Here is a 24,973-nt window from a genome sequence, read left to right as displayed (position 1 = left end):
CCGCGGCATCGGCTTTGCTAGCCCGGCACGACGTATGAGGTTGTGGTGATCCGGTACACAAGGCTCGCGTTCCCGCCGGGAAGCGCGACCGGCCCCTCCTCCGTCCTGCTAGCGACCAGCAGATAGCGTCCCGGCTTGGCGGCACTGGTCTCGACCGTACCGTCGGCATCGGTCGTCAGCTCGGTCTTCGACCGATCGGGCGCATACAGCGCAACCTTCGCGCCGGGCAGCGGCTTGCCGTCGCGCGTCAGCACGAAGCGCGATCCGTTCGCGGTGACCGGGGCAAGCTCGAACGGCAGCTTCGCCCGCGGCTCGGCACGCCCGGCGCGCGCGTAATAGACCACGCCCTCCTTCTTCCCGTCCGGTCCCCAGAGTGCGAACACCGTATCGTCCCAGGCGCGAACGTCGCCGGCGGGTAGTTTCGTCTCCAGGAACCCCGCCCGCCGAGTCAGCACGGCGCCGGGCCGCGCGAGGATCCGCGGCGCCTTCAGCTTGGCGAACTCGGGATCGCCGCCGACGGGCATCGGTTCGCCCGGCTCCCCCAGATAGACGCGCGCAGGCCCCGAACCGTCGCGCTCGATCCAGATTTCATGCGCCTGCGCCGCGGCCGGCAGGCAGAGGACGAGGGCGGCGAGGAGCGGAATACGCATAAGCTTGGGTCCTTGTACGGAAGATCGCGAAAGACGGATCGGATTGGGCGCTCGCAGCGGCGTCACGCCGGTGCTCTGAAACCCCACGCTAAAGATGACTGCTACCTCAGCTGCTGTTGCGAGTCGATATCAATCTAAATTTTCTGTCATCTTGTCTTAGTCATAACCCAGCCGCAAAGGCCCGCACGGTTACCGGCACGCCGATCTCATACGGTGTCGGAGCGAAACCAAAGCGGCGGACGAACTTGCCGCCGTCGACGACATACGGCCGGTCCCAGGTGAAGCCGACATCGGCGACCTCCTTGGCAAACCGATAGACCAGACCCAGCGGACGGAGCAGCGCCAGCGGCACGCCCCACACCCGCAGCTTGCGACCGTCCACGGCAGCCGCCATCGCGAGAAGCGCACGCGGCGTGCGGGTCGGCGCGCAGGGCATGTTCCACACCTGACCGAAATCCTCGTCTTGCGCGTCCAGCAACATCACCGCGGCGCGCGCGATATCGGGGACATAGGCGAAATCGTGCGGGGTATCGGCGGGCACCAGCAACTGCGCGGGTTTGCCCTTCGCGACTTCACCGATCGCGAGCGCGCCGAGGTGCGACACCGTGACGCCGGGCCCGTAGAAATCGGTGCACCGCAGCGCCGCCACCCGCACGCGGTCGCGCGCGGCCTGCCAGATCCGCGTCACCTCGGCGAGGATCACCGGTTTCTCGCCGACGGTCCCGAGCGGCATGTCCTCGGTACGCGGCGCGGTCTGCGGCCCGAGCTGGTAGAGGTTGTCGATGAAGACCAGCCGCACGCCCGTAGCCGCGCACCCCTCGACGACGTTCGTCATCGCCAGCGGCCAGACCGTACGCCACAGCCGCGCGTCGTAGGCGAACCCGACCGCCAGCACCGCCTGCGCGGCACCTTCAAGCGCGTCGCGAACGTTGTCGGCGTCGAGCACGTCGCACGGCATGTGCTCGACCTCCACGGCAAGGTCCGCCGGACGGTGCCGCGTGGCGACCCTGACATGGTCACCGCGCGCCACGAGCTGCGCGACGATCGGCTTGCCGACCGCGCCGTATCCGAACACCGTTATCTGCTGGGTCATGATCTATCTCCGTTGCTGTGCAACCGGATTAGACGATGGCTGGACCCTCGAAAATTGCGCAACGGCGTTGGCCTGCTATACGCAAACCAATGAACACAAACCCTGACTGGGCGCTTTACCGTACGTTGCTAGCGGTCCTTGACGAGGGCTCACTCTCGGCGGCCGCGCGGCAACTCGGGCTGACGCAGCCGACCGTGGCGCGTCATGTCGACGCGCTTGAGGCCGCCTTGGGCGCCGATCTGTTCGTGCGGTCGCAGCGCGGACTGGACCCGACCGATCTCGCCCAGTCGCTTCGGGCGCACGCACAGGTCATGGCGACGACCGCCGCCGCGCTGCTGCGCACCGCCAGCGGGACGTCGGGAACCGTCGCGGGCACGGTGCGGGTCAGCGCCAGCGACGTCGTCGGGGTCGAACACCTGCCGCCGATCCTGGCGCAGCTGCGGCGCGATCATCCCGCGCTGGCGATCGAGTTGACGCTATCCGACCGTGTCGAGGACCTGCTCGTCCGCGAGGCCGATATCGCCGTGCGCATGACCGAGCCGACCCAGACGGCGTTGCTCGCGCGCCGGCTGCCCCCGGTCGAGATCGCGTTCCACGCGCACCGCGACTATTTGGCGCGGCGCGGAACGCCCGCCAGCATCGCGGCCCTCTCCGCGCACGACATGATCGGATACGACGCCGAAACCCCCGCCCTGCGCGCGATGGCCGCGCAGATACCGCAGCTCGATCCTCGCAGCTTCGCGCTGAGGACCGACAGCAATCTCGCCCAGCTCGCCGCCATTCGCGCGGGCTTCGGCATCGGCCTGTGCCAGTCCGCGGTGGCGCAGTGCGACCCGGCGCTGGTCCGAATCCTCCCCGACGTCGCGCTGCCGCTGCCGCTCTGGATCGTCATGCACGAGGACCTGAAGACCAGCGCCCGGTACCGCGCGGTGTTCGACGCGCTGGCCGCCGGACTGGCCTGACGCGCCATCCGGATCGGCCCTACGAAAGCCCCTATGAACCGTGTCGATAGCGCAGCGCGTCGACCAGCAGCGAGAATGCCGCGGACGGCTGGCGGCGACTGGGATAATAGAGGTGGTAGCCGGCAAACGGCGGGCACCAGTCCGAAAGCACCCGCACCAGCGCACCGCTCGCGAGTTGCTCCGCCACCAGATCCTCGAGCACGCAGGCCAGGCCGAGGCCGTCGAGTGCGGCACGCACGATCATCCGCATGTTGTTGAAGACCAGCTGGCCGTCGACCCGAACATGCAGATCACGCGCGCCCTTCTCCAGTTCCCACGCATAAAGGCCGCCCGCGGTCGGCAGGCGCAGGTTGATGCAGCGCTGTTCGGACAGGTCCTGCGGCGTTTTGGGTTTTGGATTTGCAGCGAAATAGGCCGGCGCGCCGACCACCGCCATGCGCAATTCGGGGCCGATCCGGACGGCGACCATGTCCTTCGCGATCGACTCGCCAAGCCGCACGCCGGCGTCGAAGCGCTCGGCGACGATGTCGGTAAACCCGGAATCGATCGCGAGTTCGACGTGCAGATCGGGATAGCGGTGGAGCAACGGCGCGATCACCGGCCACAGCACGGTGTGCGCCGCATGCTCCGATGTGGTCATCCGGATCGTACCCGCCGGCTTGTCGCGCAGGTCGCTCAACGCCGCGAGCCCCCCGTCGATGTCTGCAAAAGCCGGGCCGATCGTCCGCAGCAGGCGCTCGCCCGCTTCGGTCAGCGCAACGCTGCGCGTGGTTCGCGCCAGCAGGCGCAGCCCAAGGCGGGTTTCCAGTCGCCTGACGGTATGGCTCAGGGCCGACTGCGACGTGCCAAGCTTCGCTGCGGCACGCGTGAAGCTGCCCTCTCCGGCGACTGCCATGAACGCCAGCAGGTCGCCGGCTTCCTCGCGCTGCATTCATGATCCTGGAATATGACTTCATGCCGAATATAGCGGCTAATCGGGAAAGTCTGCAGCCACTATCTTCACGTCATCGAAGCCGACTTTGCAGGAAGAGACCGACGATGGAAAAGCGTATCCTTGGGACTAGCGGGCTGGAGGTTTCGGCACTCGGCCTCGGCTGCATGGGGCTGAGCTATGGCTACGGCCCGGCGACCGACACCGCCACCGGCCTCGCGCTGATCCGCGGCGCGTTCGACCGCGGTGTCACCTTCTTCGACACCGCGGAGGCATACGCGCAGGGCGCCAACGAGGCGCTGGTCGGCGAGGCCGTCGCCGGCTTCCGCGACGAGGTCGTGATCGCCACCAAGTTCGGCTTCCTCGACGGCGAGGTGATGAAGGGCCTCGACAGCCGCCCCGAAACCATTCGGGCCGTGACGGAGGCGGCCCTGAAGCGCCTGCGCACGGATCGGATCGATCTGCTCTATCAGCACCGGGTCGATCCGAACGTCCCGATGGAGGATGTCGCGGGGGCCGTGAAGGACCTGATAGCGGCCGGCAAGGTGAAGCATTTCGGCATGTCCGAAGCCGGCACAGCCTCGATCCGCGCGGCACATGCGGTGCAACCCGTCGCCGCGTTGCAGAGCGAATATTCGCTGTTCTGGCGCGAGCCCGAGAAGGAAATCCTCCCGCTGCTCGAAGAACTGGGCATCGGCTTCGTACCGTTCAGTCCGCTCGGCAAGGGCTTCCTGACGGGCAAGATCGACGCCACCACGACGTTCGGCGAAGGCGATTTCCGCGCCGTCGTCCCGCGTTTCGAAGCCGAAAACCGCAGGGCCAACATGGCACTCGTCGATCGCATCGGTGAACTGGCGACGAAGCACGGCGTCACCAACGCGCAGATCGCGCTTGCCTGGCTGCTCGCGCAAAAGCCGTGGATCGTGCCGATTCCCGGCACCACCAAGCTGCACCGCCTCGACGAAAACATCGGGGGTGCGACCGTCGCGCTCTCCGCCGACGATCTGCACGCGATGGACACGGCGCTCCTGCAGGTCACACTGGTCGGTGAGCGCTACCCGACCGCGATTCGGGACCGCCAGGGGCGGTAATTCGCGGCCGATAAGTCGCAGGCGTGTCGACCTGCCAGTCTGCAAACCAGGAGGATCATATCATGCATATCACGCGTAGCGGCGACATCGCCTCGGCCGCCGGGCCGGCCGACTATTTCACCGGCCAGGTCCGGATCGATGCACCGTTCAAGGGAAGCGGCGCGCTCAGCGGCGCGACCGTGACGTTCGAGCCCGGCGCGCGCACCGCCTGGCACACCCACCCGCTGGGGCAGACGATCATCGTCACCACCGGACTCGGCTTCGTCCAGCGCCAGGGTGGTGCCGTCGAGCAGGTGCGACCGGGCGACATCGTGTTCTTCGAACCCGGCGAACGCCACTGGCACGGCGCAGCCCCGACCTGCGGGATGAGCCACATCGCGATCGCCGAAGCGCAGGACGGCAAGGTGGTCGACTGGCTCGAGCAGGTCAGCGACGCCGATTATACCGGCGGACAGCGCTGATGGCGGGCACCGCGACAGCCGTCACGCAAGCCCCAATGACCTCGGTCGTCGTCGTCATCGGAGTTGGATCGGTGCGGGACGCATATCCTGCTGGACGGCGGCGTCACCGCGAGCTTCTTCTACGAAAGCTCGCGCCCCGGTAGGGCGAACCCTTGCTCTGATACGGACGCGGCGATCGTCGGCGCGTCCTCTGCTGTCATAAAAACATCGAACTCATCGCGGCATGATGTACGCGTCCCCGATCAAGCGGCGACTGTGCCAGAAAGACAATGAGTATGATGCGTTCGATCGGATGGATGACGGCGGCACTGGCGCTGGCGGGATGCGCGAGCACGGGGCAGCCGGGGGGGCCGATGGTGGCTGCGCCCGCGAAGCCGCAGATCCGGAGCCTGACCTACGCGACGACGCCCTGTCACGGATTTTGTCCGGTCTATACCGTGACCGTCGCGGCCGATGGCGCCGGCGTGTTCACCGGTACCCGCAACACCACGGTGCTGGGCGAGCGGCGTTTCACGGCGACGCCGGCGCAAGTCGCGGCGTTTTTCAACGGGCTGCAACCCTATCTCCCCGTGGGCGAGTTGCTGCTGGCTGGCCCGGACGCCTGCAAGAGCTATGCGACAGACCTGCCTTCGGTCGACGTGACCTGGACCGGCGGGACCGGTTCGGGTCACCTGCTGTTCGATTATGGCTGCGATCGGACCGAGCACCGTGCGCTGGCCGACGCGTTGCGCGCTGCGCCGCAAGCGCTGCCGATCGCCGACCTGATCGGGAAGCGCTGACCGTGCCGAGGAACGTGCGCCTGCTCGCGGCGGTCCTGCCGCTGCTCGCAGGCTGCGCGTCGACCCGCCCGATCGAGGGGCCGGTGCGGCTGGGGCAGATCGCGTCGGTAAACGGCCCGCGAGTCCGGCCGGACAGCGTCGTCGAGGACAGCCGCTGTGCGCCAGACGTGCAGTGCATCGTCGCCGGACGCCTGGTCGTGCGCGCCACCGTGCTCGGCGGCGGCTGGTCGAAGCAGTTCGACTTGACGCTCGGCACGCCCGTCAACGTCGCGGACGGCAGCCTGACGCTGATCGCGGCAAGACCACCCCGCCCCCTCACTCGACGGAACGCGAAGCCCCTGCCCTACCGCTTCACGTTCCAGTTCCAGGGCGGGCTTTAACCGTCCTCAGGCGGCCATCGCCGCCATGCGGGCAGCGTGCTTCTCTTCCTCGGTCCACACCTTGCGCTCGCGCGGCGCCTTCTCCGGCTTGACCTGTTTGACCGGGCCGCCACCCAGCACCGGGGCGCGCTTGGTTGAATGGCGCGCGACTTCGCAATGCCAGGGGTGATCGTCCTGGACGGTCAGGGGCTGGCCGATCTCGCGCTCGACATCGTGCAGCCAGGCGCGCTGCTCGGCATCGCACAACGTGACCGCGAAGCCGCTGCGCCCGGCGCGCCCGGTGCGGCCGATGCGGTGGACATAGCTTTCGGGCAGGCTCGGCAGGTCATGGTTGAAGACGTGCGTCACGGTGTCGACGTCGATCCCGCGCGCCGCGATATCGGTCGCGACCAGGACCTGCACGGTGCCGGCGCGGAACGCGTCGAGTGCGCGCTCGCGCTGGCCCTGCGACTTGTTGCCGTGCAGCGCTTCGGCGGTGATGCCGCCCTCCGTGATGAACGCGCAGACCTCGTTGGCGATGTTCTTCTGCAGCGTGAACACGACCGCCTGGCCCATTTCCGGCGTCCGCAGCAGCGCCAGCAGCGCGGCCTTCTTGTCGGCGGCATCCAGGAACATCACCGACTGCTCGATCCGCTTGGCGGTGGTCGACGGCGGCGCGATCTCGACCTTGGCGGGGTCGCGCAACAGGCTCTCGGCCAGCGCGGCGATCGACTTGGGCATCGTCGCCGAGAACAACAGCGTGTGGCGGTCCTGCGGCAAGGTCGCGACGATCTGCTCGATCGGCTTGGCAAAGCCCATGTCGAGCATCTGGTCGGCCTCATCGAGCACCAGCGCCTCGAGCGCGGACAGGTCGCACAGCCGCTGTTCGATCAGATCCAGCAAGCGACCCGGGGTGGCGACGATGATGTCCACGCCGTCCTTCAACGCCGCGACCTGATGAAACTGGCTGACGCCCCCGAAGATCGTCGTCACGCGCAGCGGCTGGTGGCGACCGAAGCTCTCGAACCCGGCAGCGATCTGCGACACCAGTTCGCGCGTCGGCGCCAGGACCAGGACGCGAGCGCCACCCTTTGGCGCCGGGCGAGGATTCACGGCCAGCCGGTGCAGCAGCGGCAGCGCGAACGCCGCGGTCTTGCCGGTCCCGGTCTGCGCCATGCCGAGCATGTCACGCCCGGTCACCAGCATCGGGATCGACTGCGCCTGGATAGGCGTCGGGTTCGCATAGCCCTGCTCCGCGAGCGCCTGCAGCAAAGTCGGTGCGAGCGAAAGATCGGCGAAAGTCATGGTCATCGTCACGCGGCGCCTCCAGCGCAGAGCAAGGCCGCGCCGGGTCTGGCTTAGCGTAGGAGCGCGGGCGTTAGATTTTATGCTGCACCGCGTCAACGTCGAAGGCCGCGCTACCCCTCGCGAAAAGGACCATAGTTCAGGTCCGTACGACCTTCAGATGAACGAAAAGATATAAACAGGACCTGGGAGTTGGTGTAGATCGGCTACGCGGGCGCACCGCATCGAAGCGGAGATTGCCAATGTCGCTCATCGTCAACGGAAACACCGTCGCGGGGCCGCTCGACCCCAGGGTGTCGTTGCTGGATCACCTCCGCGAGACCCTCCACCTCACCGGCACCAAGAAGGGCTGCAACCAGGGGGCGTGCGGCGCCTGCACCGTGCTCGTCGACGGCACCCGCATCCTGTCCTGCCTCGCCCTGGCGGTCCAGTATGACGGCCGCGCGATCACCACGATCGAGGGGCTGGCCGAGGCCGGCACGCTCCATCCGCTGCAGGCCGCCTTCATCGAGCATGACGGCTTCCAGTGCGGCTATTGCACCCCCGGCCAGATCTGTTCCGCGATCGGCATGGCGGCAGAGGCACGTCGCGGCGTTCCCAGCCATGTCAGCGACGACCTCACCGCCACGGTGACGCTGACCCGCGAAGAGGTCCAGGAGCGTATGAGCGGCAATTTGTGTCGCTGCGGCGCCTATAACGGCATCGTCGACGCGATCCGGGCAACCGTCGCCGCGGAGCCGGCTGCATGACCCCCTTCACCTACGCGCGCGCCAGCGACATCGCCGATGCGGTACGCCTGGGCGCCACCGAAGCCACCGCGTATCTCGGCGGCGGTACCAACATCGTCGACCTGATGCGCGAGACGGTGGCGCGGCCGGAACGCCTGGTCGACGTCACCGGGCTGTCCGATGCGATCACCGAGACTCCCACCGGCGGGTTGCTGATCGGCGCCGGCGTCCGCAACACAGCGCTCGCCGAACATCTTGGCGTACGGACGCGCTACCCGGTGCTGTCGCGGGCGATCCTGGCAGGCGCCTCCGCGCAGATCCGCAACATGGCGACGGTCGGCGGCAACCTGTTGCAGCGGACCCGGTGCACCTATTTCTACGACACCGACGGCGCACGCTGCAACAAACGCATGCCCGGCACCGGGTGCGATGCGCGCGACGGCTTCAACCGCATCCACGCCGTCCTCGGCGCCTCCGATGCCTGCGTCGCCACGCATCCGTCGGACATGTGCGTCGCGCTGACCGCACTCGATGCGATCGTCCATGTCGAGGGACGCGACGGCACCCGGACGCTGGGCTTCGGCGAGCTGCATCGCCTGCCCGGCGAACGGCCCGACCTCGACACGATGCTGGCACCGGGCGAGCTGATCACCGCCATCGAACTCCCGCCGCTGCAGGTCGCCGCCAATTCGACCTATCGCAAGGTCCGCGACCGCGCGAGCTATGCGTTCGCGCTGATCTCCGTCGCCGCCGCGCTGGAGATGGAGGGCGATCGGATCGCCGACATCAGAATCGCGTTCGGCGGCGTCGCCCACAAGCCGTGGCGCGCCTCCAAGGCCGAGGCAGCATTGCGCGGCGGCCCCGCCACCGAAGCGGCGTTCCGCGCCGCCGCAGCCGCGGAGTTCGCGGACGCCCGGCCACTCAGCCACAACGCGTTCAAGCCCGCACTGGCGGCACGAACGCTGGCCGCGGTGTTGGCCGATCTGGTGAAGGGAGAGCGCGCATGAGCATCGTCGACACCGCAAAACAGGCCACGCAGGGCCTGGTCCAGGGCGCGATGCAAAAGCTGGTCCCGCTGGCGCCCGACAGCTGGATCCCCGGCGGTCGTCCCGACCCGCTGATCGCGCGCAAGCACGGGCTGATCGGCAAGCCGACGTCGCGGCTCGACGGCGCGCTGAAGGTCACTGGTGAGGCCGGGTTCGCCGCCGAGTTCCGCTTCGACGCGATGACCTATGCCGCGCTCGCCTATGCGACGATCCCGCGCGGGCGGATCTCGGCGATCGACAGCATCGCCGCGGAGAATGCGCCCGGCGTGGTGGTGGTGATGACCCACCGCAATGCGCCGCGGATGAACACACCCGGCGTGTTCGGATCGTCGCCGACCGCGGTCGGGCCTGCGGACCTGCCGATCCTGCAGGACGACCGCATCCACTGGAACGGCCAGCCGATCGCCTGCGTCCTCGCCGAAACGCAGGAACAGGCCGATCACGCCGCGTCGCTGCTCCGCTTCAGCTATGACGAGGACCCGTCGACCACCAGCCTAGCGGGCGCGAAGGCGAACGGGATCGAACAGGGCCTGTTCATGGGCCAGCCGCTGCTCAACCACGTCGGAGATGCCGAGGCCGCGCTCGGCACTGCGTCGCACGTCGTCGACCAGGTCTATCGCACCCCGCGCCACAGCCACAATCCGATCGAACCCCATGCCGCGACGATCGCGTGGGTCGACGGCGAGCTGATGATTCACGACGCCAGCCAGATGGTCACCGCGCAGGCGCAGACGATCGGTGACGTGTTCGATCTCGACCCCGGACAGGTCCATATGACCTCGCCCTATGTCGGTGGCGGCTTTGGCTGCAAGGGCCTGTGGGACCATCAGATCATCGGTGCGGCAGCGGCAAAGCTCGCCGGTCGACCGGTCCGTATCACCCTGTCGCGCGAGGGCGTGTACCGCGTCGTCGGCGGCCGCACGCTGACCGAGCAGCGCGTCGCCCTCGGCGCCAATGATGACGGCGACCTTGATGCGATCATCCACACCGGCCTGTCGATCATGACGCCGCACAACAACATGCCCGAACCCTTCATCCTGGGCACGCGCGCGGCCTATGCCTGCCCCAACATCACGCTGCAGGTCGAGGTGGCGCGGATGAACATGCTCGCCAACACCTTCATGCGCGCACCGGGTGAGGCGGTCGGCACGTTCGCGCTCGAATGCGCGATCGACGAGCTTGCCGTCGACCTGAAGATGGATCCGGTCGAACTGCGGATCCGCAACGAACCCGACAAGGACCCGGTCTCCGGTATCGCGTTTTCCTCGCGCAACATCGTCGAGGCGTGGCGCGCCGGCAGCGAACGGTTCGGCTGGGCTGAGCGCAGCGCCCTGGCCGGTGAGACGCGTGACGGCGAATGGCAGGTCGGCATGGGCTGCGCGACCGGCACCTATCCCTATTACCGGATGCCCGGCGCTCAGGCGCGCATCACCCTCTCCCGCGACGGCGACACCGTGCGCGCGAAGATCGAAGTGGCGGCCGCCGAAATGGGCATGGGGACCGCGACCACCACCGCCATCGTCGGCGCGGAGCGGCTGGCGCTGTCGATGGACCAGATCGAAATCGGGTACGGCGATACGTCGATCCCCGGTGCGATCATGGCCGGCGGATCGCAGCAGACCGCCGCGATCGGCGCCGCCGTGATCGCCGCGCACAACGCGCTGGTCGCCGAACTGCTCAGGCTGGCGGGCAACGATTCCCCCCTCGCCGGCCTGTCGGCGGACGCGGTGGGCAGCGTGGACGGCGGCCTCGCAAAGCTCGACGATCCATCGTGCCGAGAAAGCTATGCCTCGATCCTGGCGCGGGCCCAGCGCGACAGCGTCACGGTGACCGAGGCGGCGTCCCCTCCCCTCGAACTGATGCACTGGTCGATGCATTCGCACAGCGCGATCTTCTGCGAAGTCCGCGTCAACGCGGTCACCGGCGAGATCCGCGTCAGCCGCATCCTTGGGTCGTTCGACTGCGGCCGTATCCTAAATCCGAAGACCGCCAAAAGCCAGTTTCGCGGCGGTATCATCATGGGTCTGGGCATGGCGCTGATGGAGGAAACCCAGTTCGACGAACGCAACGGCCGGATCATGAACCCCAGCCTCGCCGAATATCATGTCCCCGTGCATCTCGACGTGCCCGAGATCGACGTGCTGTGGACCGACATCGCCGATCCCCATACCCCGATGGGCGCGCACGGCATCGGCGAGATCGGCATCACCGGCGTCGCCGCGGCGGTCGCGAATGCGGTCTACAACGCCACCGGCAAACGCATCCGCGACCTGCCGATCACGCTCGACAAGCTGCTATAGAAAGGCGTCGAAGGACTTCCCTCCCACCCGCCGACGCGAACACGCGTCACGGTTCGATCTGCATCACCCTCAGGTCGGCTTCGAGCTGAAGCGCGCGATCCCGCACGGCGATGGTCTCGGCATGCGCCTGCATCGGAACGTACATCGTCCCCTGTCGCGTGCCGTACAGCGCCGACCGTGCCTCCGCGTCGGCGGCGCGGAAAGCGAGCCATGTCCGCTGTGCCTGTCGTAGCTGTTGCGCCGCCGCGGGCGGAAGCATCTTGAGCAACCCCTGATAGGCGATGTTGAGCCGGTGGTCGTAGCTGCGCGCCGCCTGGGTTTCGCAAGTCGTCTGGCCACCGGTGCTGCTGTTCGCTGGATCGCCAACGCATTTATCGAGCACCATGGCGGTGCGATCGGTAGCAATCGCGAAAGACGGCGTCGCCGCCATGATCGAGGCGATCAGGAACAGTGTTCGGCGCATGCAGGAAAGTCCATGATCATTGGCGTCGTTTTGCGCTACCCGTGGTGATCGAGAATAGAACAGACCGACCGTGGAGGATAGAATGAAGAAGAGTCCGCTGGTGTTGCTGATCCTTGGCCTTGTGCTGTTGGCGGCTGGAGGCTTCATGATGTTGAATGGCGGCCCGCCCAAGGCCGACCCGGCGATCGTCGCGCAATGCCGCGATCGGATGCGCGACCAGGGGGCGGACATGCTCGCAAAATGCCAGGAACAGGCGTTCGCCACCGCGATGACCGCGACCGACGCCAATGTCGCCGCGCGCGCGATCAGCACCGCGAACAACGCGGAAGTCGGGGGGACCATGCTCGGCATGTTCTTGCTGGGACTGGGCGTGGTGCTGACGATCGCCGGCGCGATGATCGCGCGGCAACTGGGGCGGGCGACACGGCGCTGAACCGCAGCGCCGAGCCAGGACTGTGCCTGTGCCCGTGCCTGTGTCCATGATCGCGTGGCTGGTGTCCGTTGCCGTGTGCATCGCTCTGCTGATCAGGACATCGCGATACGGCATCGGCCTCATCGTCCGACGCGCGACCGGCGCAGTCGTCGGGGCCATGGTGCTGCTCGTCGCCATCGCCCTGGTGTTACGCGCCCTGAGCATCCAGCCAACGCACGGCGTCTCGACCGCGCTGTTCCAGATGTTGTTCACGATCGTCGTCACCGCGATGCTCACCGCCATCAACCGTATCTTCCACGGCATGGTCGATGCGCAGATCGCGTTCCACACCCGCTACAACGCCGCAAACCTGCGCCGCTTCCCGATCAGCGTCCTGATCGGCCATGCGCGGCAGCTGAAACTGTTCGGCACGACGATGTGGTGCTTCGGGTCGGCCTTGATGCTCTACGGCGTCTGGTTCGACATGACGGTGTAAGCGACGGCGCGCCACGCGAGGAGGTTTTATAGGGTCAATGACATGACGCGTATCCTGATTGCCGGCGCAACCGGACTGGTAGGTCGCCACGTCCTGTCCCAGGCATTGGCGGATCGGCGCGTCGACGGCATCGTCGCACCGACGCGTCGGGCACTACCGGCGCATCCTAAGCTCCTGAACCCGGTGTCCGACATGACGGCGCTGCCCGCCGATGCCGACTGGTGGGCGGTCGATGGCGTCGTGTGTTCGCTCGGTACGACCAGAGCCGCAGCCGGTTCGGCAGAGGCGTTCAGAGCGATCGATCTGGATCTTCAACGCGACGTTGCGCGGCTTGCCCGAGAGCACGGCGCGGAACGGTTCGCGCTGACGTCGTCGACCGGCGCCAATGCCCGATCGCGGTTTCTATACCTGCGAACGAAGGGGGATCTCGAGGCAGCCGTCAGGCACCTCGGATGGTCATCGCTCACGATCCTCCGCCCCGGAGCGATCCTCGGCGATCGCGACGAGGTGCGGACCGCCGAACGCGTGACCGCTGCCGCGCTCCGTATCCTCGGACCGTTCCTTCCGCGCGCCTACCGCGGTAATCCTGCCCATGACATTGCGGCCTCGCTGCTCGACGCGGCGCTGAACGGATTGCCGGGCACGCACATCGTCGAAGCGGGCGAGATACGCTGAAGACCCGCCGGTACGATCATGCGACCCGGTGTCGGGCGTCGGCATCCGCGCCATTCAGTGCGAACGCCGCCATATCACGCTCCGCCTACATTCCCGCAGCCGTCGGCCGCACGATGACCTCGTTGATATCGACGCCATCGGGCTGTTCCAGCGCATAGCGTATCGCCCGCGCGATCGCGTCCGGCGTTAGCGACTTCTGCCGCCACGTCGTCAGGGCGCTGGCGATATCTGGATCGGTGATGTCGTTACCCAGTTCCGTCGCGACCACGCCCGGCGAGATGATCGTCGTGCGAATGTCGTCATGCTCCTGCCGCAACCCCTTGGTGATCGCCCACACCGCATATTTGCTCGCGCAATAGACAGCCGCGCTGGGCGGACACGACCCGATCACCCGCCCGCCTATCGGCGCGCGCAACTTCGAGCCCGTTGCGCTGGCCACCATTGAGAGTGCAGCGGTGCTCCGCTTCCTGATGGCGCAACCCGCCCCCTCGCCCGCGATCCGCCAGCGGTCGCGGACGGCGCCGCTTGGTTCGCCGCACACGGCACTACCGGCGTGGCATGGACCGCGCCGGGCGGACCCGACGGCAACCGCCTGGCGGCCAGCCCGGCGCCGGACCAATCTGGGTCCGCTTCTACGACTCCGCGACCGGCAAGCCTATCTTCGGCGACCGCGACCGATCGATCGACGACGACGTCAACAAGATCAGCGTCGAGCGCCGCAACGGCTATAGCTGGTGGGGCAACGCAGGCACGGAGTTTGCTAGAGCCTATGCGAAATGGCGGTGACCGGAACCTCATGCCCTACAGCATTTCGATGATCGCCGCTATCGTGGCGCGCGTCGACGATGAGTGCGCGAAGGGGGAACTGATGGCCAGTTCCCCGCCCGCACCCGTATCAATCCGGGACCGCACCTCGATGCCCTCGAACGATCCTGCGAGATCGGGCATATCGCCGGCATAATTAAACGGAATGGCAACGACGGCGCGCGTGGTTGCCGGCGTTCGAACGGGGCGAGCCGACACGCGGTAAGGCATAACCTGACGCACTTCGGAAGCGTTCAATGTCGTCCACCTTCGCCCGATGTTCGACGTGCATGGTCCGACCGAGGGATCATTGGCGGCGCCGTTGAAGGCGGTTACGGACCTGCAACGCCAGGGTCCGGTGCGCCAAAATTGGCCTCGGCAACGTCACGGTCACGCAATTCGACGAAGCGCGCGGTATCGCGAGATCGTCTGCGTTCAGAGTCAGTATAATATTGCCTATCGCGGTGCCGATACATGGATCACCATGCTGGCTGGCAAGGGGGTTGCCGATGCCCCGTTCTTCCCGCTTGGTGGGTTCCGCCCTCTCCAGTCGGCTGCGCTTTCCGAGGTCTCGTCGAGACTGCACGCGACGCCGATGCAGGTCGCACTCGCCTGGCTCTGCAACGAGCGCCCACCATCCTGCTGATGAGCACGTCTCGGTGTCGAATCTGCACGAGAATCTCGCAACCGCATCGTTGACGAAACCAAACGATGCGCTCGGCGACCTACGCGATTGGATTGGAAGAGGGACACCGCCACGCCGCTTCGCTCGGAGAGAATCCAACAGCAGACGTACGCATCTGGTCTGGGCTACCCGCTGTCGTCGCTGCAGTTGCCGATAGTCCTGCGGCGAGCAGCGCTTCCTCTATGGTGATTAAATATGGCGGTGCGGAACACCGCTATCAGGAACTGCCATTGCCTTCGATATTAGCTGAGACGGCAAAACGCCCGTCGGTCGATATCAAACGTCTTCGTCGGCGACTTGTCACTAAAGCGCCACCATTCCGTAACCGCAATGACCTGCATTATGGCTAGCCGCTGGGACGGGGGGCGGCCGTTGGGCCGCTGCGACGGGGTATTGCAATGATCTATCTTTTGCGCTGCAAATCGCGCTACGGCCGCGCCGTTCTGATGGCCGCAGTCGCGCTGACCGCGTTCGCGCCCGTAGCACATGCACAATCCGTCGAGACCCACACCCTAGCCGCCGATACCGCAGCCGAAACCGACACCGACACCGATATTGTCGTAGTCGGCGCCGGTGAGACCCGCTCGGTATCGACCCTGTTGCCCGCGAACCTCGACGCGCTGCCGCCAGGCACCAGCATTCAAAAGGCGCTCAACATGCTGCCCGGCGTCAGCGCACAGTCGATCGATGCGCTGGGGCTCAACGAACAGTCGATGTCGCTGCAGGTGCGCGGTTTCAGCACCACGCATCTCGGCTACACGCTGGACGGCATGCCGCTCGGCGACGGCGCCTACAACAATTACAATGGCCTTACGATCAGCCGTGCGTTGATCTCGGAGAACCTCGGCCGCGCCGACCTCGCCACCGGGATCGCCGGGCTCGGCATCGCCTCGACCAGCAACCTTGGCGGCGCGGTGATGTATACCAGCAGCAACCCAAGCAAGGCCCTGGGGCTGAAGATCAGCCAGACCGTCGGCAGCGAGAATGCGCTGCGCACCTTCGTCCGGCTCGACACCGGCGAATATGAGGGGCTGTCGGCGTACGTCTCGGGGCAATATGCCCGGCAGGACCTGTTCGTCGACCAGGGCGCGTACACGCGGTCGACCAGCAAGCAGGTCAACGCCAAGATCATGTACAAGACCGACGGCTTCCGGCTCACCGCCTTTGCCGACATCTCGCGCACCAACCAGGCCGACGACGCCTATCTGTCGAAGGAGATGCTCGGTCGTCGCGGTTGGGATCTCGGTGGCTACGCACCCGACTGGCAGACCTATCTCGGCCGCAATGCCTGTGCGGTGACGACGACGCCGACCAAGTGCGCGCCCTCGGTGCTGCCGGAGAAGATCGGCGACGTCACCTATACCAACGGCCAGATCCTGCGTAACGACGAGCTGTTCTACCTCGCCGCGGACATCGACATCGCCAAGAACCTCAGCGCCCGCGTCCAGGGGTATCGCCACACCGACAAGGGCGCCGGCAACAACTTCATCTCCGGGCTTTCGACGCAGGGCACGGCAACCACCGCCGACGACCTGCCGGTGCAGATCCGCGACACGCGCTACACCATCGACCGCGATGGCATCCTCGGCAGCCTGAGCTGGCGGATCGGCTTCAACCATTTCGAAGCGGGCGTCTGGACCGAGGGCAACACCAGCAGCGCGTCGCGCTACATCCGCAACGACGTCAGCGGACCGTTCGATCTCGGCCGGTTCCTGGGCGGCCAGCCGGCGACGGCGCAGTGGGTGCAGGAGACCGACTGGACGACCCGGCAATTCTATCTGCAGGACACGGTGTCGCTGCTCGACGATGCGCTGAGCTTCGACTTCGGGTTCAAGGGCACCTATTCGCGGTCCGAAGCGCGCGCCGTGCCAGGCATTGCCAAGGCCGCGCCGCCCGCGTCCACGCAGTTCGCGACCGGCACGCTGGTAGCCAAGGATTACTTCCTTCCGGAAGCGGGCGTGCGCTACGAAGTCGCGCGCGGGCACGAGCTGTTCGCAAGCTATGCCGAGAACATCGCGATGTACCAGGGCGGCTTCAAGCTCGGGCCGCAATCGGTGACGCAGGCGATCTGGAACGTGCAGGGGGCGACGCTGAAGCCGGAGACGTCGCGCAGCGTCGAGGGCGGCTATCGGTATGTCAGCCGGCTGCTGCAGGTGTCGATGACCGGCTATTGGGTCAAGTTCGACGACCGGTTGCTACAGTACAACCCGTGCCCGACCAACCAGCAGCAGAATCCGGGCTGCGGCAACTCCTTCCACAACGCCGGCAGCGTCACCGCCCGCGGCGTCGAGCTGGGCGTTCTGGTGAAGCCTTTGCCGTGGATGACATGGTATAATTCGGCCTCGCTGAACAAGACCACGTACGACCAGGATCTGAACTTCTGCACGACCACCTGCGTGCTCTACGCCACCGATGGCAAGCAGCAGGTCGATACGCCGAAACGGCTCTATTCGAGCATGCTGACGCTGACGCAAGGCGGCTTCTCGGCGTCGGTACAAGGCAAATACACCGGGAAGCGCTTCTACACCTACACCAACGACCAGGGGTTCGGCGGCTATGCCACGGTCGATCTGGGGCTCAGCTACAGCTTCGACGACTTCGGCCCGTTGAAGGCCACCAAGCTGTCGCTGAACGTCACCAACCTGACGGACAAGCGCTACGCCTCCAATTTCGACAGCAGCGTGTTCGCGCCGAACGACCCCACGGGGTCGATCCTGGTATTCCATTCGTCCGCACCGCGGCAGGTCTTCGGGACGCTCGGTGTGGCGTTCTAAACGCCTGCTTTGAGCCTATGACGACAGTCTACCGACCTTCTCCACCGGCGGCGGAGGTTCCATACACGGTAGCAGCCGGACCGGACCGTCGTCGCTCGTACCGCGAATCGAACGGGAAAGCCGCTACCGCCGGCACGCGCACGTTCCTCGATGCCTGACGCCTCGCATCCGTCGCAGCCCATTAGAGAACACATGGCCGGGACAACTTATCTCTCGGCCGCACCCGACGGGTGGCGTCGATCTTTACTGGTGACATTCCGCCGGCGATGACACCACTACTGACAAGAACGGCCGCACTTCGACGATCTCGGGCATGCCGAGCTTGTCGCCTCCCCTCATCGGCCCGGTTCATGACGGCTAAGCGGCTATGTCACTTTGACATCGCCTGCGAAAGGCGCCGGACGAGACGACGAGCCGGTCGCTACTCACCGATCCGACCTTCGCGTTGCCTTATTAGAACTGCATGCAAGCGAGTCAGCGCACGCTGGCCGCCGCGTTCCGCCAAAAAAGCACCCAATTTCCGGCCGGGTCTACCGCGGCACGTCCGACGCCGCAGTCAATGCAGGCGCTGCTATCGACGCAGGCCTTGCCGGACCTAGCCCGATTGACGCGACTGCACTGACAACGACCACTTACGCGCCAACCGATCTTGGGCATGGTTTCTGCCACTGCATCAACCGATAAGGGGACACCGCGCCTGGAACAGCAATCCCGGAGCATACGATGGAGCTTGAACTGCACAAACCTGCTGACCTAACATTGTCTTACATCACTAGCGTCCCGAGCGACGCCAGTAAATTTAGACGAGCAGTAGAATTTGTCGAGAGCAGTCGAAGTACTCGATCGATCCGTACGGCGATGTCAACCTGCTACCGCGTAACGGCGCTGAGTTTGTCGACCCGGCGCTGCCCCACCAGCAGTCCGCCCTCCAACCTTGCGCAGAGCGCGGCATAATAATCGGCGAGGAAGCCGTCGTCGTCGCCGTCATCGGCAAGCCCCGCCTTGCGTCGGATTGCTGCCGCGACGGTGATCCGGGCAAGGTCGTCGCCACCACGGATCACGTCCTCTAGCGCCTGCAATTCGTAGATCCCGTACAGAGACAGAGCCTCCTCGGAGAATACATGGCGAGGCCGATCGGTGGCCGGCGCGAGATCGGCGGCCAGAGTGCTGATGCGGGTCTGCACCACCCACGTTCCGGCGACCAGATCGCCGATACGCAACCGGTCGCGGTTGAACAACGGAAAGAACAGAAAGATGCCGCTCCACAGCAAGGCGAAGATCGTCAGGAACGCATCCGCAGTTCCCGCCGCCGCTTGCGCGCCGAGGAACGACAGCGGCAGGAACACCTCGATCTCGCGCATCGCATTGCGCGCCAGCACCGCCCCCGCGGTCAACCTCGCGCCGTCGCGCGCGACGACGCGCAGTCCCATCAGCCGCTTGCCCGGCGTCGCGCCGCGCCCGCCCATCTCGAACAGGACGAACCAGCCGTTACGAAGCATGAATGCGCCGATCAGCCACAGGATCTTGGCAACATCGGCGCGGGTTGCCCGATCCAGCGCGTACAGCGCGGCCGTCACGGCGATCATGAAGACCAGCATGGCCGTGACGTCGATCAGGAACGCCGCAGCGCGCGTTCCCGCCCCGCCGAGTTCAAGCTGCAGATCGACGCCCTCGGGCGTGACGAAGCTGCGGCGCCGCGCAACGGGCGCGCTAGTCCGGCGAGCGGTACGCATAACGCCTCCCGATACCGTAATAATAGATCAACCACGCCCCCAGCATCGCCGCGCCGATAACCATGCGAGTCACGTCGCCGTTAACGACCTGCCGACCGACGCCCTCCAGGATCGCCGCGACGGCGAGCATCAGTACGACGCCCGCCGTCGCAATTGCGGCGGTGCGGCCGGCGGCGACCACCGCCTCCAGTCGCTCCAGCCTGCCGGGAAAGGCGATCGCGGTGCCGATCCGCATCCCGGCCGCACCGGCGATGATGACCGCGAACAATTCGGTCGTGCCGTGGATCGCGAGCCAAGCCAGGAAGTTCAGCCCCAGTCCCTTGTCGGCGAACACCGCGATCATCGCGCCGAGCATCAGCCCATTGTAGAAGATCAGCAGCGCGGTCGGCACGACGAAGGCGAAACCGAGCGCGAAGGCAAAGATCGCAATCTGTGCGTTGTGGCCGAACAGGAAGCTCGCGAAGACGCCGAGCCCATCGTCCTGGCTTTTGTATAGCGTCGCGCGCAGCGATTCCACCGAAGCCGCAGGATCGCGCCCGCCCGACAGGCCCTGGGGGACGATGCCCGCGTACCAGGACGGATCGGCCCGGACGAGCATATAGGCCGCGACCGCGCCTGCGAACGTCAGGAACGCCATGACCAGCGTCTCGCGCCACAGCGAGGCGACGGCACCCGGCCACCCCATCGCGAAGAATCGCCCAAGATCCCGCCACGCCGAATCCGAGACACCGTAAAGCTGGAAATAAGCGCGCGCGCACAGTTGCTCGAGATAGGCGACCAGCGCGCGATCGAGCGAGGTCTCGCGCGCGACCGACAATGACGACAACGTGGAGCGATACAGCAGCGGCAAAGCCAGCAGATCGTCGTCGGACAACGCGCGGACCGAGCGCTTCTCGATCCGGGCGATCAGCGACTCCAGCCGTGCCCAGTCCGCTTCATGCGCGGCGCGGAAGCGGCTGGCGTTGAGCACGGGCGGTGCGATATCGACGAACGCGCTCACAACAGGCTCCTACGCTTGAGGTCGACATAGCCCTCGACGAGCCGCTCGGCGAACTGATCGTATGGGCTTTCGATGACATGGACGCCGAGGTGGCGCAGCCGCAGCAATACCAGCCGTCGATCACGCAGCAACGCCGCGGCCGTCACCGCGCGGGTCACGTCGGCGGCCTTTCCAGGTGCGCGATCGACGATCGTCTCCAGTTCGTCGTCGCGCAGGACGACGATCAGCACGAGATGGGTCTTGAGCAGGCGCGCGATCGCCTTGACCATGAAGTCGGCGGAGATCGGATCGGTAAATTCGGTGAACAGCACGATCATCGACCGCCGCTTCAGTCGCGCCGCTAGGGTGGTCAGCGCGAAGGTATAGTTGGTCTCGTCGCCACTATAGTTGATCTCGGCGGCAAGGTGCTGGAGTTCGGTGAAGGCCCCCGCCCCGCCGATGAAGCCGCTGGCCATCCGCGGACGCGAATCGAACGCATGGAGTGCCACCCGGTCACCCAGTTTCAGCGCGAGCCACCCCGCCAGCAGCGCCGCCGATACCGCGCGATCGACGCGCGGGATGCCATCGACCGGCTCCGACATCTGCCGCCCGGAATCGATCGCGAAGACGATCTGGCTGTTGCGTTCGGTGCGGTATTCCTTGGCATAGAGCTTCATGTGCCGCGCGGACTGTTTCCAGTCGATCGCGCGCCGGTCTACACCCGTTCGAAACTCGACCAGCGCGTCGAAGTCGGTGCCGTCGCCGCGATCGCTTTGCGCCAGCAGGCCCTGCACCGCATGGCGCTGGAACACCTGCGCGCCCTGCCGACGCACCGCCTCGATATCGGGCAGGATCGGCAACGTCCGGTCCGCGTCGATCCTCGCCTGTCGCCACGCCAAACCCAGCGGCCCCGCCCAGCGCACCCAGATCGTGCCGAGCCGAGCGGTTCCGCGGCGCTGCGGCGTCAGCGCGATCGTCGCGGCGCCCCGACCCTCGACCAGCGCGATGTCCAGCGGCGCGGCGTCGGCAAACGCCAGCAGCGGATCGGGCGCCAGCGCCACCTGCGCCGCACGCACCGCCCGACGCGCCATGATCCGGATATCGATCGGCACGCTCAGGGCAGTCCCGACCGATGCCGACCTTGGCAGTGCCAGCACGACACTCGCCCCCGCACGGCCGAGCACCGCATCGGCGAACACCAGCGCCAGCACCGCAAGCGGCCAGCCAAGACCCGCATACCAGGTCGCCGGGAACAGCATGGCGACCAGCAGCGTGACCGGGGCCCCGATCGCCGCCGCCAGCACCGCCATGCGGGTAGGATAGATCAACGCGGCGCCTCGATCGTCTCGACGATCTGCGCGACGACATCCTCGATCGCCCGCCCGCCGATCTCCGCCGCGGGCGACAGGATCAACCGGTGGCGCAGCAATGCGGGCGCCAGTGTCTTCACGTCGTCAGGAATGACGAAGTCGCGGCCGTCCAGCGCCGCCCGCGCGCGTGCGGCCCCCGCCAGCATCGCGCCCGCCCGCGGGGAGGCACCGCTCTCCAGATCGGCGATGTCGCGCGTTCCACGGACCAGCGCGACGATATAGTCTATGACCTCGCCGACCAGCCGCACGTTCGCGACCGTCCTGACCGCCGCATCGATCGTCGCTGCGTCGGCACGCGCCTCGATCCCCCAGTCCGCGGGCGACATCGCCGTCGACCGCGCGCCGTGGTCCGCGACGATCCGTCGCTCCTCCGCTGCGGTCGGGTAGGACACCGTCTGCTTGAACAGGAACCGGTCGAGCTGTGCCTCGGGCAGCGGGTACACGCCCTGCTGCTCGATCGGGTTCTGCGTCGCGACGACGGTAAAGCGAGCGCTCAGCGCCAGGCTTTCGCCGTCGATCGTGACGGTCCGCTCCTGCATCGCCTCGAGCAGCGCCGCCTGCGTCTTGGGCGAGGTACGGTTGATCTCGTCCGCCAGCAGCAATTCGGTGAAGATCGGGCCTCGCGTGAGCGTGAAGGTCGACGTCTGGAAGTTGAACAGATTGGCGCCGATGATATCGCCCGGCATCAGGTCGGGGGTGAACTGGATACGACCGAACTCCAGCCCGACCGTCCTGGCGAACGCGTGCGCGAGCAACGTCTTGGCCGTGCCCGGCGGCCCCTCCAGCAGGATATGCCCACCAGCGAACAGCGATACCAGCAGTAGGTCGACGGTGTCGTTGTGCCCGATCACGGCCTTGCCGATTTCGGCACGGATCGCCTGCCCGAGTGCCTGAACCTCTTCTACCGTCACTGTGTCTTCTCCTGTTGCCATCGGTACAGCGCCTGCGCTGCGGCGAGCATGTCGGTGCGATGCTCGGCGCGGGTCGCGTCGGCAACCAGCGTACTGAACCGCGTCGTTCCCCCGAGATTGTCGAGATAACGATCGGCTTCGTCATCGGTCAGTCGCGCGGGAACGCCGAAGATGGTCCGTGCGTGCCCGCGGATCAGTGCGGCATAGCGCCCGCCTAGCATCCCTTCGCGTCCCGCCTTGCGGACGATCATCGCGCTGTTGTCGATGAGCGCGGTCTTGCCGAACGCGATCGCTCGTATCCGCGGTTGGGGCGCGCCGAAGCGGACCAGCGCTTGCCATCCGACCAGCGCCAAAGCCGCGACGATCGCCAGCGTCATCGCCAGAAACGGCGGTTCGAAGGCCAGCTTCAACGCGCTGCGTCCGCGCCCCAGGCCGTTCAGCGTCACGTCGAACGCGATAGCGTGGGAGTTGTTGGAATTGACGAAATCGAGCAGGTCCAGCGCCGCCCGGGCATGGTCCAGGCGGCGGATGCCGTGGTTGTCGAGCAGGTCCGGGTCGGCAAGGATGTACGTGTTGCTACGGCCGATCTGCCCCAGCACGATCCGCCCGGCATCGTCGGTGATCAGGGGTGTCAGCGCCGCAGACGTGACCGTCTGCAATGGTCGCGGCGCCGATACCGCGAGCGATTGCGGCGCCCCGTCACCGACGTGCAGCACGCGCGCGCCGCTCGGCCGGCGGGTCACGGTCATCACGGTCGAGGGGGCAAGGACGCCCGCAGGGTCGAACGACGGCAGCAGCCCACTGACATCGACCCACCCGCCCGTCTCGTCGTCCGCGATCGTCGCCCATTTCGGCAGCACGATCAGCGTCGCCTTGCCGTGCCGTGCCGCCATGAACTGGCTCATGTCGGTCGTGCCATGCTCGGGCGTCGCGACAACCAGATCCTCGGTCTTCCAGCCGTCATCGGCGCGCAGCACGCGGGGGTGGCGTCCGGTCGCACCCGCCAGTTCGACGATACCGGCATAGCCGGTAGCCGCGTTGGAAAGCGCGTGCGATCCGGCATTCCGCCCCGACTTCAGTTCAGGCGCATAGGCCCCCAGGAGCAACGACCCGGCAAAACCGATCAGCCCGATGATCAGCAGCAGTGCCACCGTCAGCGGCGAGAATACCCTGTCCGCGGTGCTCGTACGGCTGTCTCCTACGTCACTCACGCGTGCCACCGCCCCGGCAGTGCCAGGTCGGCATAGGCCGTGCGGGCAGTCTGCCAGTCTGCGTCCGTAACCAAGCGTCCGCCGAACAGGCTGCGCTCGACCAGCCCGGCGATGCTCGCGAACAGCGGACGGACCGCCGACGGCAACAGCGGCGCCGACGCGAGTTCGCGGCTGGTCAACGACGGTCGCCGCAGCGCCGGGCGGCGCCGAGCGATGTCGTCGATCGAATGGAACAGCAAATAGTGGATAGCCTCGGCATGGCAGCCCTCTGCGGCGAGCCGGTCCGCCTCGCGCAGCCACGCTCGCGCCGGCGCCGCATCGGGCATCCAATCGTCCTCATTGGCGTCCGGGGTCGGACCAGCGGGGCGTCGGCGCGCGGGAAGACGCCATTCGCCCGACCGGATACGCTCGACTAGCATCCAGATCACCGCCGCCCCAGCCCCGGCAAGCAGGGTCCACAGCAGGATGCGGGCATAGGGTGCATCAGGCATGAGGTTCGAAAGCCAGCGCAACAGCCGCCCGATCGGCCGGAACAGGTCGGCGAGCCAGCGCCCCAGCGCCTGGAACCATGCCGGCGCTTCGGGCGGCACCGGCGGGCGAGTCAGATTGAACTGGATCGACGGGTCGGCACGCAACGCGGCATGGGCAGCAGCCAGTCGGTCGGTTCCCACCGTCGGATCAGGTCCTGAAACTCCGATGATACCCCCCCGGCGATGCGACGCTGTCCCCGGGCCAGACTTAGCCGGATCGGCCAC

General features: G+C 66.7%; 26 protein-coding genes and 2 pseudogenes. 15 read left to right on the top strand and 13 right to left on the bottom strand.

Annotated elements, in window-relative coordinates; genetic code table 11:
- Positions 1-17: 17 nt before the first annotated feature.
- Both SJY20_RS08160 and SJY20_RS08155 read right to left on the bottom strand, forming a co-directional pair.
- Entirely contained in the window at positions 18-650 is a 633-nt protein-coding gene (locus tag SJY20_RS08160; RefSeq protein WP_380786208.1) for a SpaA isopeptide-forming pilin-related protein, read from the bottom strand.
- A 160-nt stretch (positions 651-810) separates the two neighbouring features.
- Complete coding sequence (locus tag SJY20_RS08155) at positions 811-1,743, bottom strand: NAD-dependent epimerase/dehydratase family protein (protein ID WP_380786207.1); 933 nt, start codon at positions 1,741-1,743, stop codon at positions 811-813.
- A gap of 89 nt (positions 1,744-1,832) precedes the next feature.
- Between SJY20_RS08155 and SJY20_RS08150 the strand changes: the two genes are divergently transcribed.
- The gene (locus tag SJY20_RS08150) at positions 1,833-2,705 is read left to right on the top strand and encodes a LysR family transcriptional regulator (protein ID WP_380786206.1); all 873 of its coding nucleotides are present in this window, start codon (positions 1,833-1,835) and stop codon (positions 2,703-2,705) included.
- A 31-nt stretch (positions 2,706-2,736) separates the two neighbouring features.
- On the opposite strand, the gene SJY20_RS08145 is transcribed toward SJY20_RS08150, so the two are convergent.
- Positions 2,737-3,636, bottom strand: coding sequence for a LysR family transcriptional regulator (locus SJY20_RS08145; protein ID WP_380786205.1), 900 nt, complete (start codon positions 3,634-3,636; stop codon positions 2,737-2,739).
- 107 nt (positions 3,637-3,743) lie between these two features.
- On the opposite strand from SJY20_RS08145, the gene SJY20_RS08140 reads away from it, so the two are divergent.
- The 4 genes from SJY20_RS08140 to SJY20_RS08125 all read left to right on the top strand — a co-directional run bounded on the left by SJY20_RS08140 (position 3,744) and on the right by SJY20_RS08125 (position 6,347).
- Positions 3,744-4,727, top strand: coding sequence for an aldo/keto reductase (locus tag SJY20_RS08140; protein WP_380786204.1), 984 nt, complete (start codon positions 3,744-3,746; stop codon positions 4,725-4,727).
- 62 nt (positions 4,728-4,789) lie between these two features.
- Positions 4,790-5,188: a cupin domain-containing protein gene (locus SJY20_RS08135; RefSeq protein ID WP_380786203.1), complete on the top strand. Its 399-nt coding sequence runs from the start codon at positions 4,790-4,792 to the stop codon at positions 5,186-5,188.
- A 275-nt stretch (positions 5,189-5,463) separates the two neighbouring features.
- The gene (locus SJY20_RS08130; RefSeq protein ID WP_380786202.1) at positions 5,464-5,967 is read left to right on the top strand and encodes a DUF6438 domain-containing protein; all 504 of its coding nucleotides are present in this window, start codon (positions 5,464-5,466) and stop codon (positions 5,965-5,967) included.
- Between the two features lie 2 nt (positions 5,968-5,969).
- Positions 5,970-6,347: a hypothetical protein gene (locus SJY20_RS08125; protein ID WP_380786199.1), complete on the top strand. Its 378-nt coding sequence runs from the start codon at positions 5,970-5,972 to the stop codon at positions 6,345-6,347.
- A gap of 6 nt (positions 6,348-6,353) precedes the next feature.
- Here the strand turns inward: SJY20_RS08125 and SJY20_RS08120 are convergent, their stop codons facing one another.
- Complete coding sequence (locus SJY20_RS08120; RefSeq protein WP_380786198.1) at positions 6,354-7,631, bottom strand: DEAD/DEAH box helicase; 1,278 nt, start codon at positions 7,629-7,631, stop codon at positions 6,354-6,356.
- Positions 7,632-7,873: 242 nt separating this feature from the next.
- On the opposite strand from SJY20_RS08120, the gene SJY20_RS08115 reads away from it, so the two are divergent.
- The 3 genes from SJY20_RS08115 to SJY20_RS08105 are packed head-to-tail and all read left to right on the top strand — an operon-like array spanning position 7,874 to position 11,705.
- Entirely contained in the window at positions 7,874-8,380 is a 507-nt protein-coding gene (locus SJY20_RS08115) for a 2Fe-2S iron-sulfur cluster-binding protein (RefSeq protein WP_380786196.1), read from the top strand.
- Positions 8,377-9,366 carry an FAD binding domain-containing protein gene (locus SJY20_RS08110; protein ID WP_380786194.1) on the top strand — a complete coding sequence of 330 codons (990 nt, stop codon included), beginning with the start codon at positions 8,377-8,379 and terminating at the stop codon, positions 9,364-9,366. The genes SJY20_RS08115 and SJY20_RS08110 overlap by 4 nt, the downstream gene beginning before the upstream one ends.
- On the top strand, positions 9,363-11,705 hold the full coding sequence (locus tag SJY20_RS08105; protein WP_380786193.1) for a xanthine dehydrogenase family protein molybdopterin-binding subunit: 2,343 nt from the start codon (positions 9,363-9,365) through the stop codon (positions 11,703-11,705). The genes SJY20_RS08110 and SJY20_RS08105 overlap by 4 nt, the downstream gene beginning before the upstream one ends.
- A gap of 46 nt (positions 11,706-11,751) precedes the next feature.
- On the opposite strand, the gene SJY20_RS08100 is transcribed toward SJY20_RS08105, so the two are convergent.
- Positions 11,752-12,168, bottom strand: coding sequence for a lysozyme inhibitor LprI family protein (locus SJY20_RS08100; protein WP_380786192.1), 417 nt, complete (start codon positions 12,166-12,168; stop codon positions 11,752-11,754).
- An 82-nt stretch (positions 12,169-12,250) separates the two neighbouring features.
- Between SJY20_RS08100 and SJY20_RS08095 the strand changes: the two genes are divergently transcribed.
- Genes SJY20_RS08095 through SJY20_RS08085 form a run of 3 tightly spaced genes read left to right on the top strand, consistent with a single transcriptional unit; the run spans position 12,251 to position 13,751 of the window.
- Positions 12,251-12,601 (top strand): hypothetical protein, encoded by a 351-nt coding sequence (locus SJY20_RS08095; RefSeq protein ID WP_380786191.1) that lies wholly within the window; start codon positions 12,251-12,253, stop codon positions 12,599-12,601.
- A 46-nt stretch (positions 12,602-12,647) separates the two neighbouring features.
- Complete coding sequence (locus SJY20_RS08090) at positions 12,648-13,076, top strand: hypothetical protein (RefSeq protein WP_380786190.1); 429 nt, start codon at positions 12,648-12,650, stop codon at positions 13,074-13,076.
- A 42-nt stretch (positions 13,077-13,118) separates the two neighbouring features.
- Positions 13,119-13,751, top strand: coding sequence for an NAD(P)H-binding protein (locus SJY20_RS08085; RefSeq protein ID WP_380786189.1), 633 nt, complete (start codon positions 13,119-13,121; stop codon positions 13,749-13,751).
- 85 nt (positions 13,752-13,836) lie between these two features.
- Here SJY20_RS08085 and SJY20_RS08080 read toward each other — a convergent pair.
- Positions 13,837-14,124: pseudogene (locus SJY20_RS08080) on the bottom strand (SDR family oxidoreductase); the annotation flags it as partial.
- Between SJY20_RS08080 and SJY20_RS08075 the strand changes: the two are divergent.
- A pseudogene (locus SJY20_RS08075) lies at positions 14,120-14,200 on the top strand (hypothetical protein); the annotation flags it as partial. The pseudogenes SJY20_RS08080 and SJY20_RS08075 sit on opposite strands and share 5 nt — an antisense overlap.
- Positions 14,201-14,276: 76 nt before the next feature.
- The gene (locus SJY20_RS08070) at positions 14,277-14,537 is read left to right on the top strand and encodes a pectate lyase (protein ID WP_380786188.1); all 261 of its coding nucleotides are present in this window, start codon (positions 14,277-14,279) and stop codon (positions 14,535-14,537) included.
- Between the two features lie 15 nt (positions 14,538-14,552).
- Here the strand turns inward: SJY20_RS08070 and SJY20_RS08065 are convergent, their stop codons facing one another.
- Positions 14,553-14,813: a hypothetical protein gene (locus SJY20_RS08065; RefSeq protein ID WP_380786187.1), complete on the bottom strand. Its 261-nt coding sequence runs from the start codon at positions 14,811-14,813 to the stop codon at positions 14,553-14,555.
- Positions 14,814-15,266: 453 nt separating this feature from the next.
- Here SJY20_RS08065 and SJY20_RS08060 point away from each other — a divergent pair, with 453 nt between their 5' ends.
- Entirely contained in the window at positions 15,267-15,590 is a 324-nt protein-coding gene (locus tag SJY20_RS08060; protein ID WP_380786186.1) for a hypothetical protein, read from the top strand.
- A gap of 48 nt (positions 15,591-15,638) precedes the next feature.
- Positions 15,639-18,014, top strand: a complete 2,376-nt coding sequence (locus SJY20_RS08055; RefSeq protein WP_380786184.1) for a TonB-dependent receptor — start codon at positions 15,639-15,641, stop codon at positions 18,012-18,014.
- 869 nt (positions 18,015-18,883) lie between these two features.
- Here SJY20_RS08055 and SJY20_RS08050 read toward each other — a convergent pair.
- Genes SJY20_RS08050 through SJY20_RS08025 form a run of 6 tightly spaced genes read right to left on the bottom strand, consistent with a single transcriptional unit; the run spans position 18,884 to position 24,889 of the window.
- Positions 18,884-19,747: an RDD family protein gene (locus SJY20_RS08050; protein WP_380786182.1), complete on the bottom strand. Its 864-nt coding sequence runs from the start codon at positions 19,745-19,747 to the stop codon at positions 18,884-18,886.
- Complete coding sequence (locus SJY20_RS08045) at positions 19,725-20,747, bottom strand: stage II sporulation protein M (protein WP_380786180.1); 1,023 nt, start codon at positions 20,745-20,747, stop codon at positions 19,725-19,727. The genes SJY20_RS08050 and SJY20_RS08045 overlap by 23 nt, the downstream gene beginning before the upstream one ends.
- On the bottom strand, positions 20,744-22,054 hold the full coding sequence (locus tag SJY20_RS08040) for a DUF58 domain-containing protein (RefSeq protein WP_380786179.1): 1,311 nt from the start codon (positions 22,052-22,054) through the stop codon (positions 20,744-20,746). Before SJY20_RS08040 ends, SJY20_RS08045 begins: the two co-directional genes overlap by 4 nt.
- A complete protein-coding gene (locus tag SJY20_RS08035) occupies positions 22,051-23,007 on the bottom strand; it encodes an AAA family ATPase (RefSeq protein ID WP_380786178.1) in 957 nt (318 codons plus the stop codon). The genes SJY20_RS08040 and SJY20_RS08035 overlap by 4 nt, the downstream gene beginning before the upstream one ends.
- Positions 23,004-24,218, bottom strand: a complete 1,215-nt coding sequence (locus SJY20_RS08030; protein ID WP_380786177.1) for a hypothetical protein — start codon at positions 24,216-24,218, stop codon at positions 23,004-23,006. Before SJY20_RS08030 ends, SJY20_RS08035 begins: the two co-directional genes overlap by 4 nt.
- On the bottom strand, positions 24,215-24,889 hold the full coding sequence (locus SJY20_RS08025; protein ID WP_380786176.1) for a DUF4129 domain-containing protein: 675 nt from the start codon (positions 24,887-24,889) through the stop codon (positions 24,215-24,217). Before SJY20_RS08025 ends, SJY20_RS08030 begins: the two co-directional genes overlap by 4 nt.
- Between the last annotated feature and the right edge of the window lie 84 nt (positions 24,890-24,973).

It is taken from the genome of Sphingomonas sp. R86521 (assembly GCF_042466235.1).
Lineage (GTDB): Bacteria > Pseudomonadota > Alphaproteobacteria > Sphingomonadales > Sphingomonadaceae > Sphingomonas.
The sequence above is the reverse complement of the archived record's forward strand: the minus strand, read 5'-3'. Positions and strand labels throughout refer to the sequence as shown.

Coding starts and splice junctions, on each gene's coding strand:
- SJY20_RS08160 (WP_380786208.1), bottom strand. CDS start 650: ATGCGTATTCCGCTCCTCGCCGCCCTCGTCCTCTGCCTGCCGGCCGCG.
- SJY20_RS08155 (WP_380786207.1), bottom strand. CDS start 1,743: ATGACCCAGCAGATAACGGTGTTCGGATACGGCGCGGTCGGCAAGCCG.
- SJY20_RS08150 (WP_380786206.1), top strand. CDS start 1,833: ATGAACACAAACCCTGACTGGGCGCTTTACCGTACGTTGCTAGCGGTC.
- SJY20_RS08145 (WP_380786205.1), bottom strand. CDS start 3,636: ATGCAGCGCGAGGAAGCCGGCGACCTGCTGGCGTTCATGGCAGTCGCC.
- SJY20_RS08140 (WP_380786204.1), top strand. CDS start 3,744: ATGGAAAAGCGTATCCTTGGGACTAGCGGGCTGGAGGTTTCGGCACTC.
- SJY20_RS08135 (WP_380786203.1), top strand. CDS start 4,790: ATGCATATCACGCGTAGCGGCGACATCGCCTCGGCCGCCGGGCCGGCC.
- SJY20_RS08130 (WP_380786202.1), top strand. CDS start 5,464: ATGATGCGTTCGATCGGATGGATGACGGCGGCACTGGCGCTGGCGGGA.
- SJY20_RS08120 (WP_380786198.1), bottom strand. CDS start 7,631: ATGACTTTCGCCGATCTTTCGCTCGCACCGACTTTGCTGCAGGCGCTC.
- SJY20_RS08115 (WP_380786196.1), top strand. CDS start 7,874: ATGTCGCTCATCGTCAACGGAAACACCGTCGCGGGGCCGCTCGACCCC.
- SJY20_RS08110 (WP_380786194.1), top strand. CDS start 8,377: ATGACCCCCTTCACCTACGCGCGCGCCAGCGACATCGCCGATGCGGTA.
- SJY20_RS08105 (WP_380786193.1), top strand. CDS start 9,363: ATGAGCATCGTCGACACCGCAAAACAGGCCACGCAGGGCCTGGTCCAG.
- SJY20_RS08100 (WP_380786192.1), bottom strand. CDS start 12,168: ATGCGCCGAACACTGTTCCTGATCGCCTCGATCATGGCGGCGACGCCG.
- SJY20_RS08095 (WP_380786191.1), top strand. CDS start 12,251: ATGAAGAAGAGTCCGCTGGTGTTGCTGATCCTTGGCCTTGTGCTGTTG.
- SJY20_RS08090 (WP_380786190.1), top strand. CDS start 12,648: ATGATCGCGTGGCTGGTGTCCGTTGCCGTGTGCATCGCTCTGCTGATC.
- SJY20_RS08085 (WP_380786189.1), top strand. CDS start 13,119: ATGACGCGTATCCTGATTGCCGGCGCAACCGGACTGGTAGGTCGCCAC.
- SJY20_RS08060 (WP_380786186.1), top strand. CDS start 15,267: ATGCGCTCGGCGACCTACGCGATTGGATTGGAAGAGGGACACCGCCAC.
- SJY20_RS08055 (WP_380786184.1), top strand. CDS start 15,639: ATGATCTATCTTTTGCGCTGCAAATCGCGCTACGGCCGCGCCGTTCTG.
- SJY20_RS08050 (WP_380786182.1), bottom strand. CDS start 19,747: ATGCGTACCGCTCGCCGGACTAGCGCGCCCGTTGCGCGGCGCCGCAGC.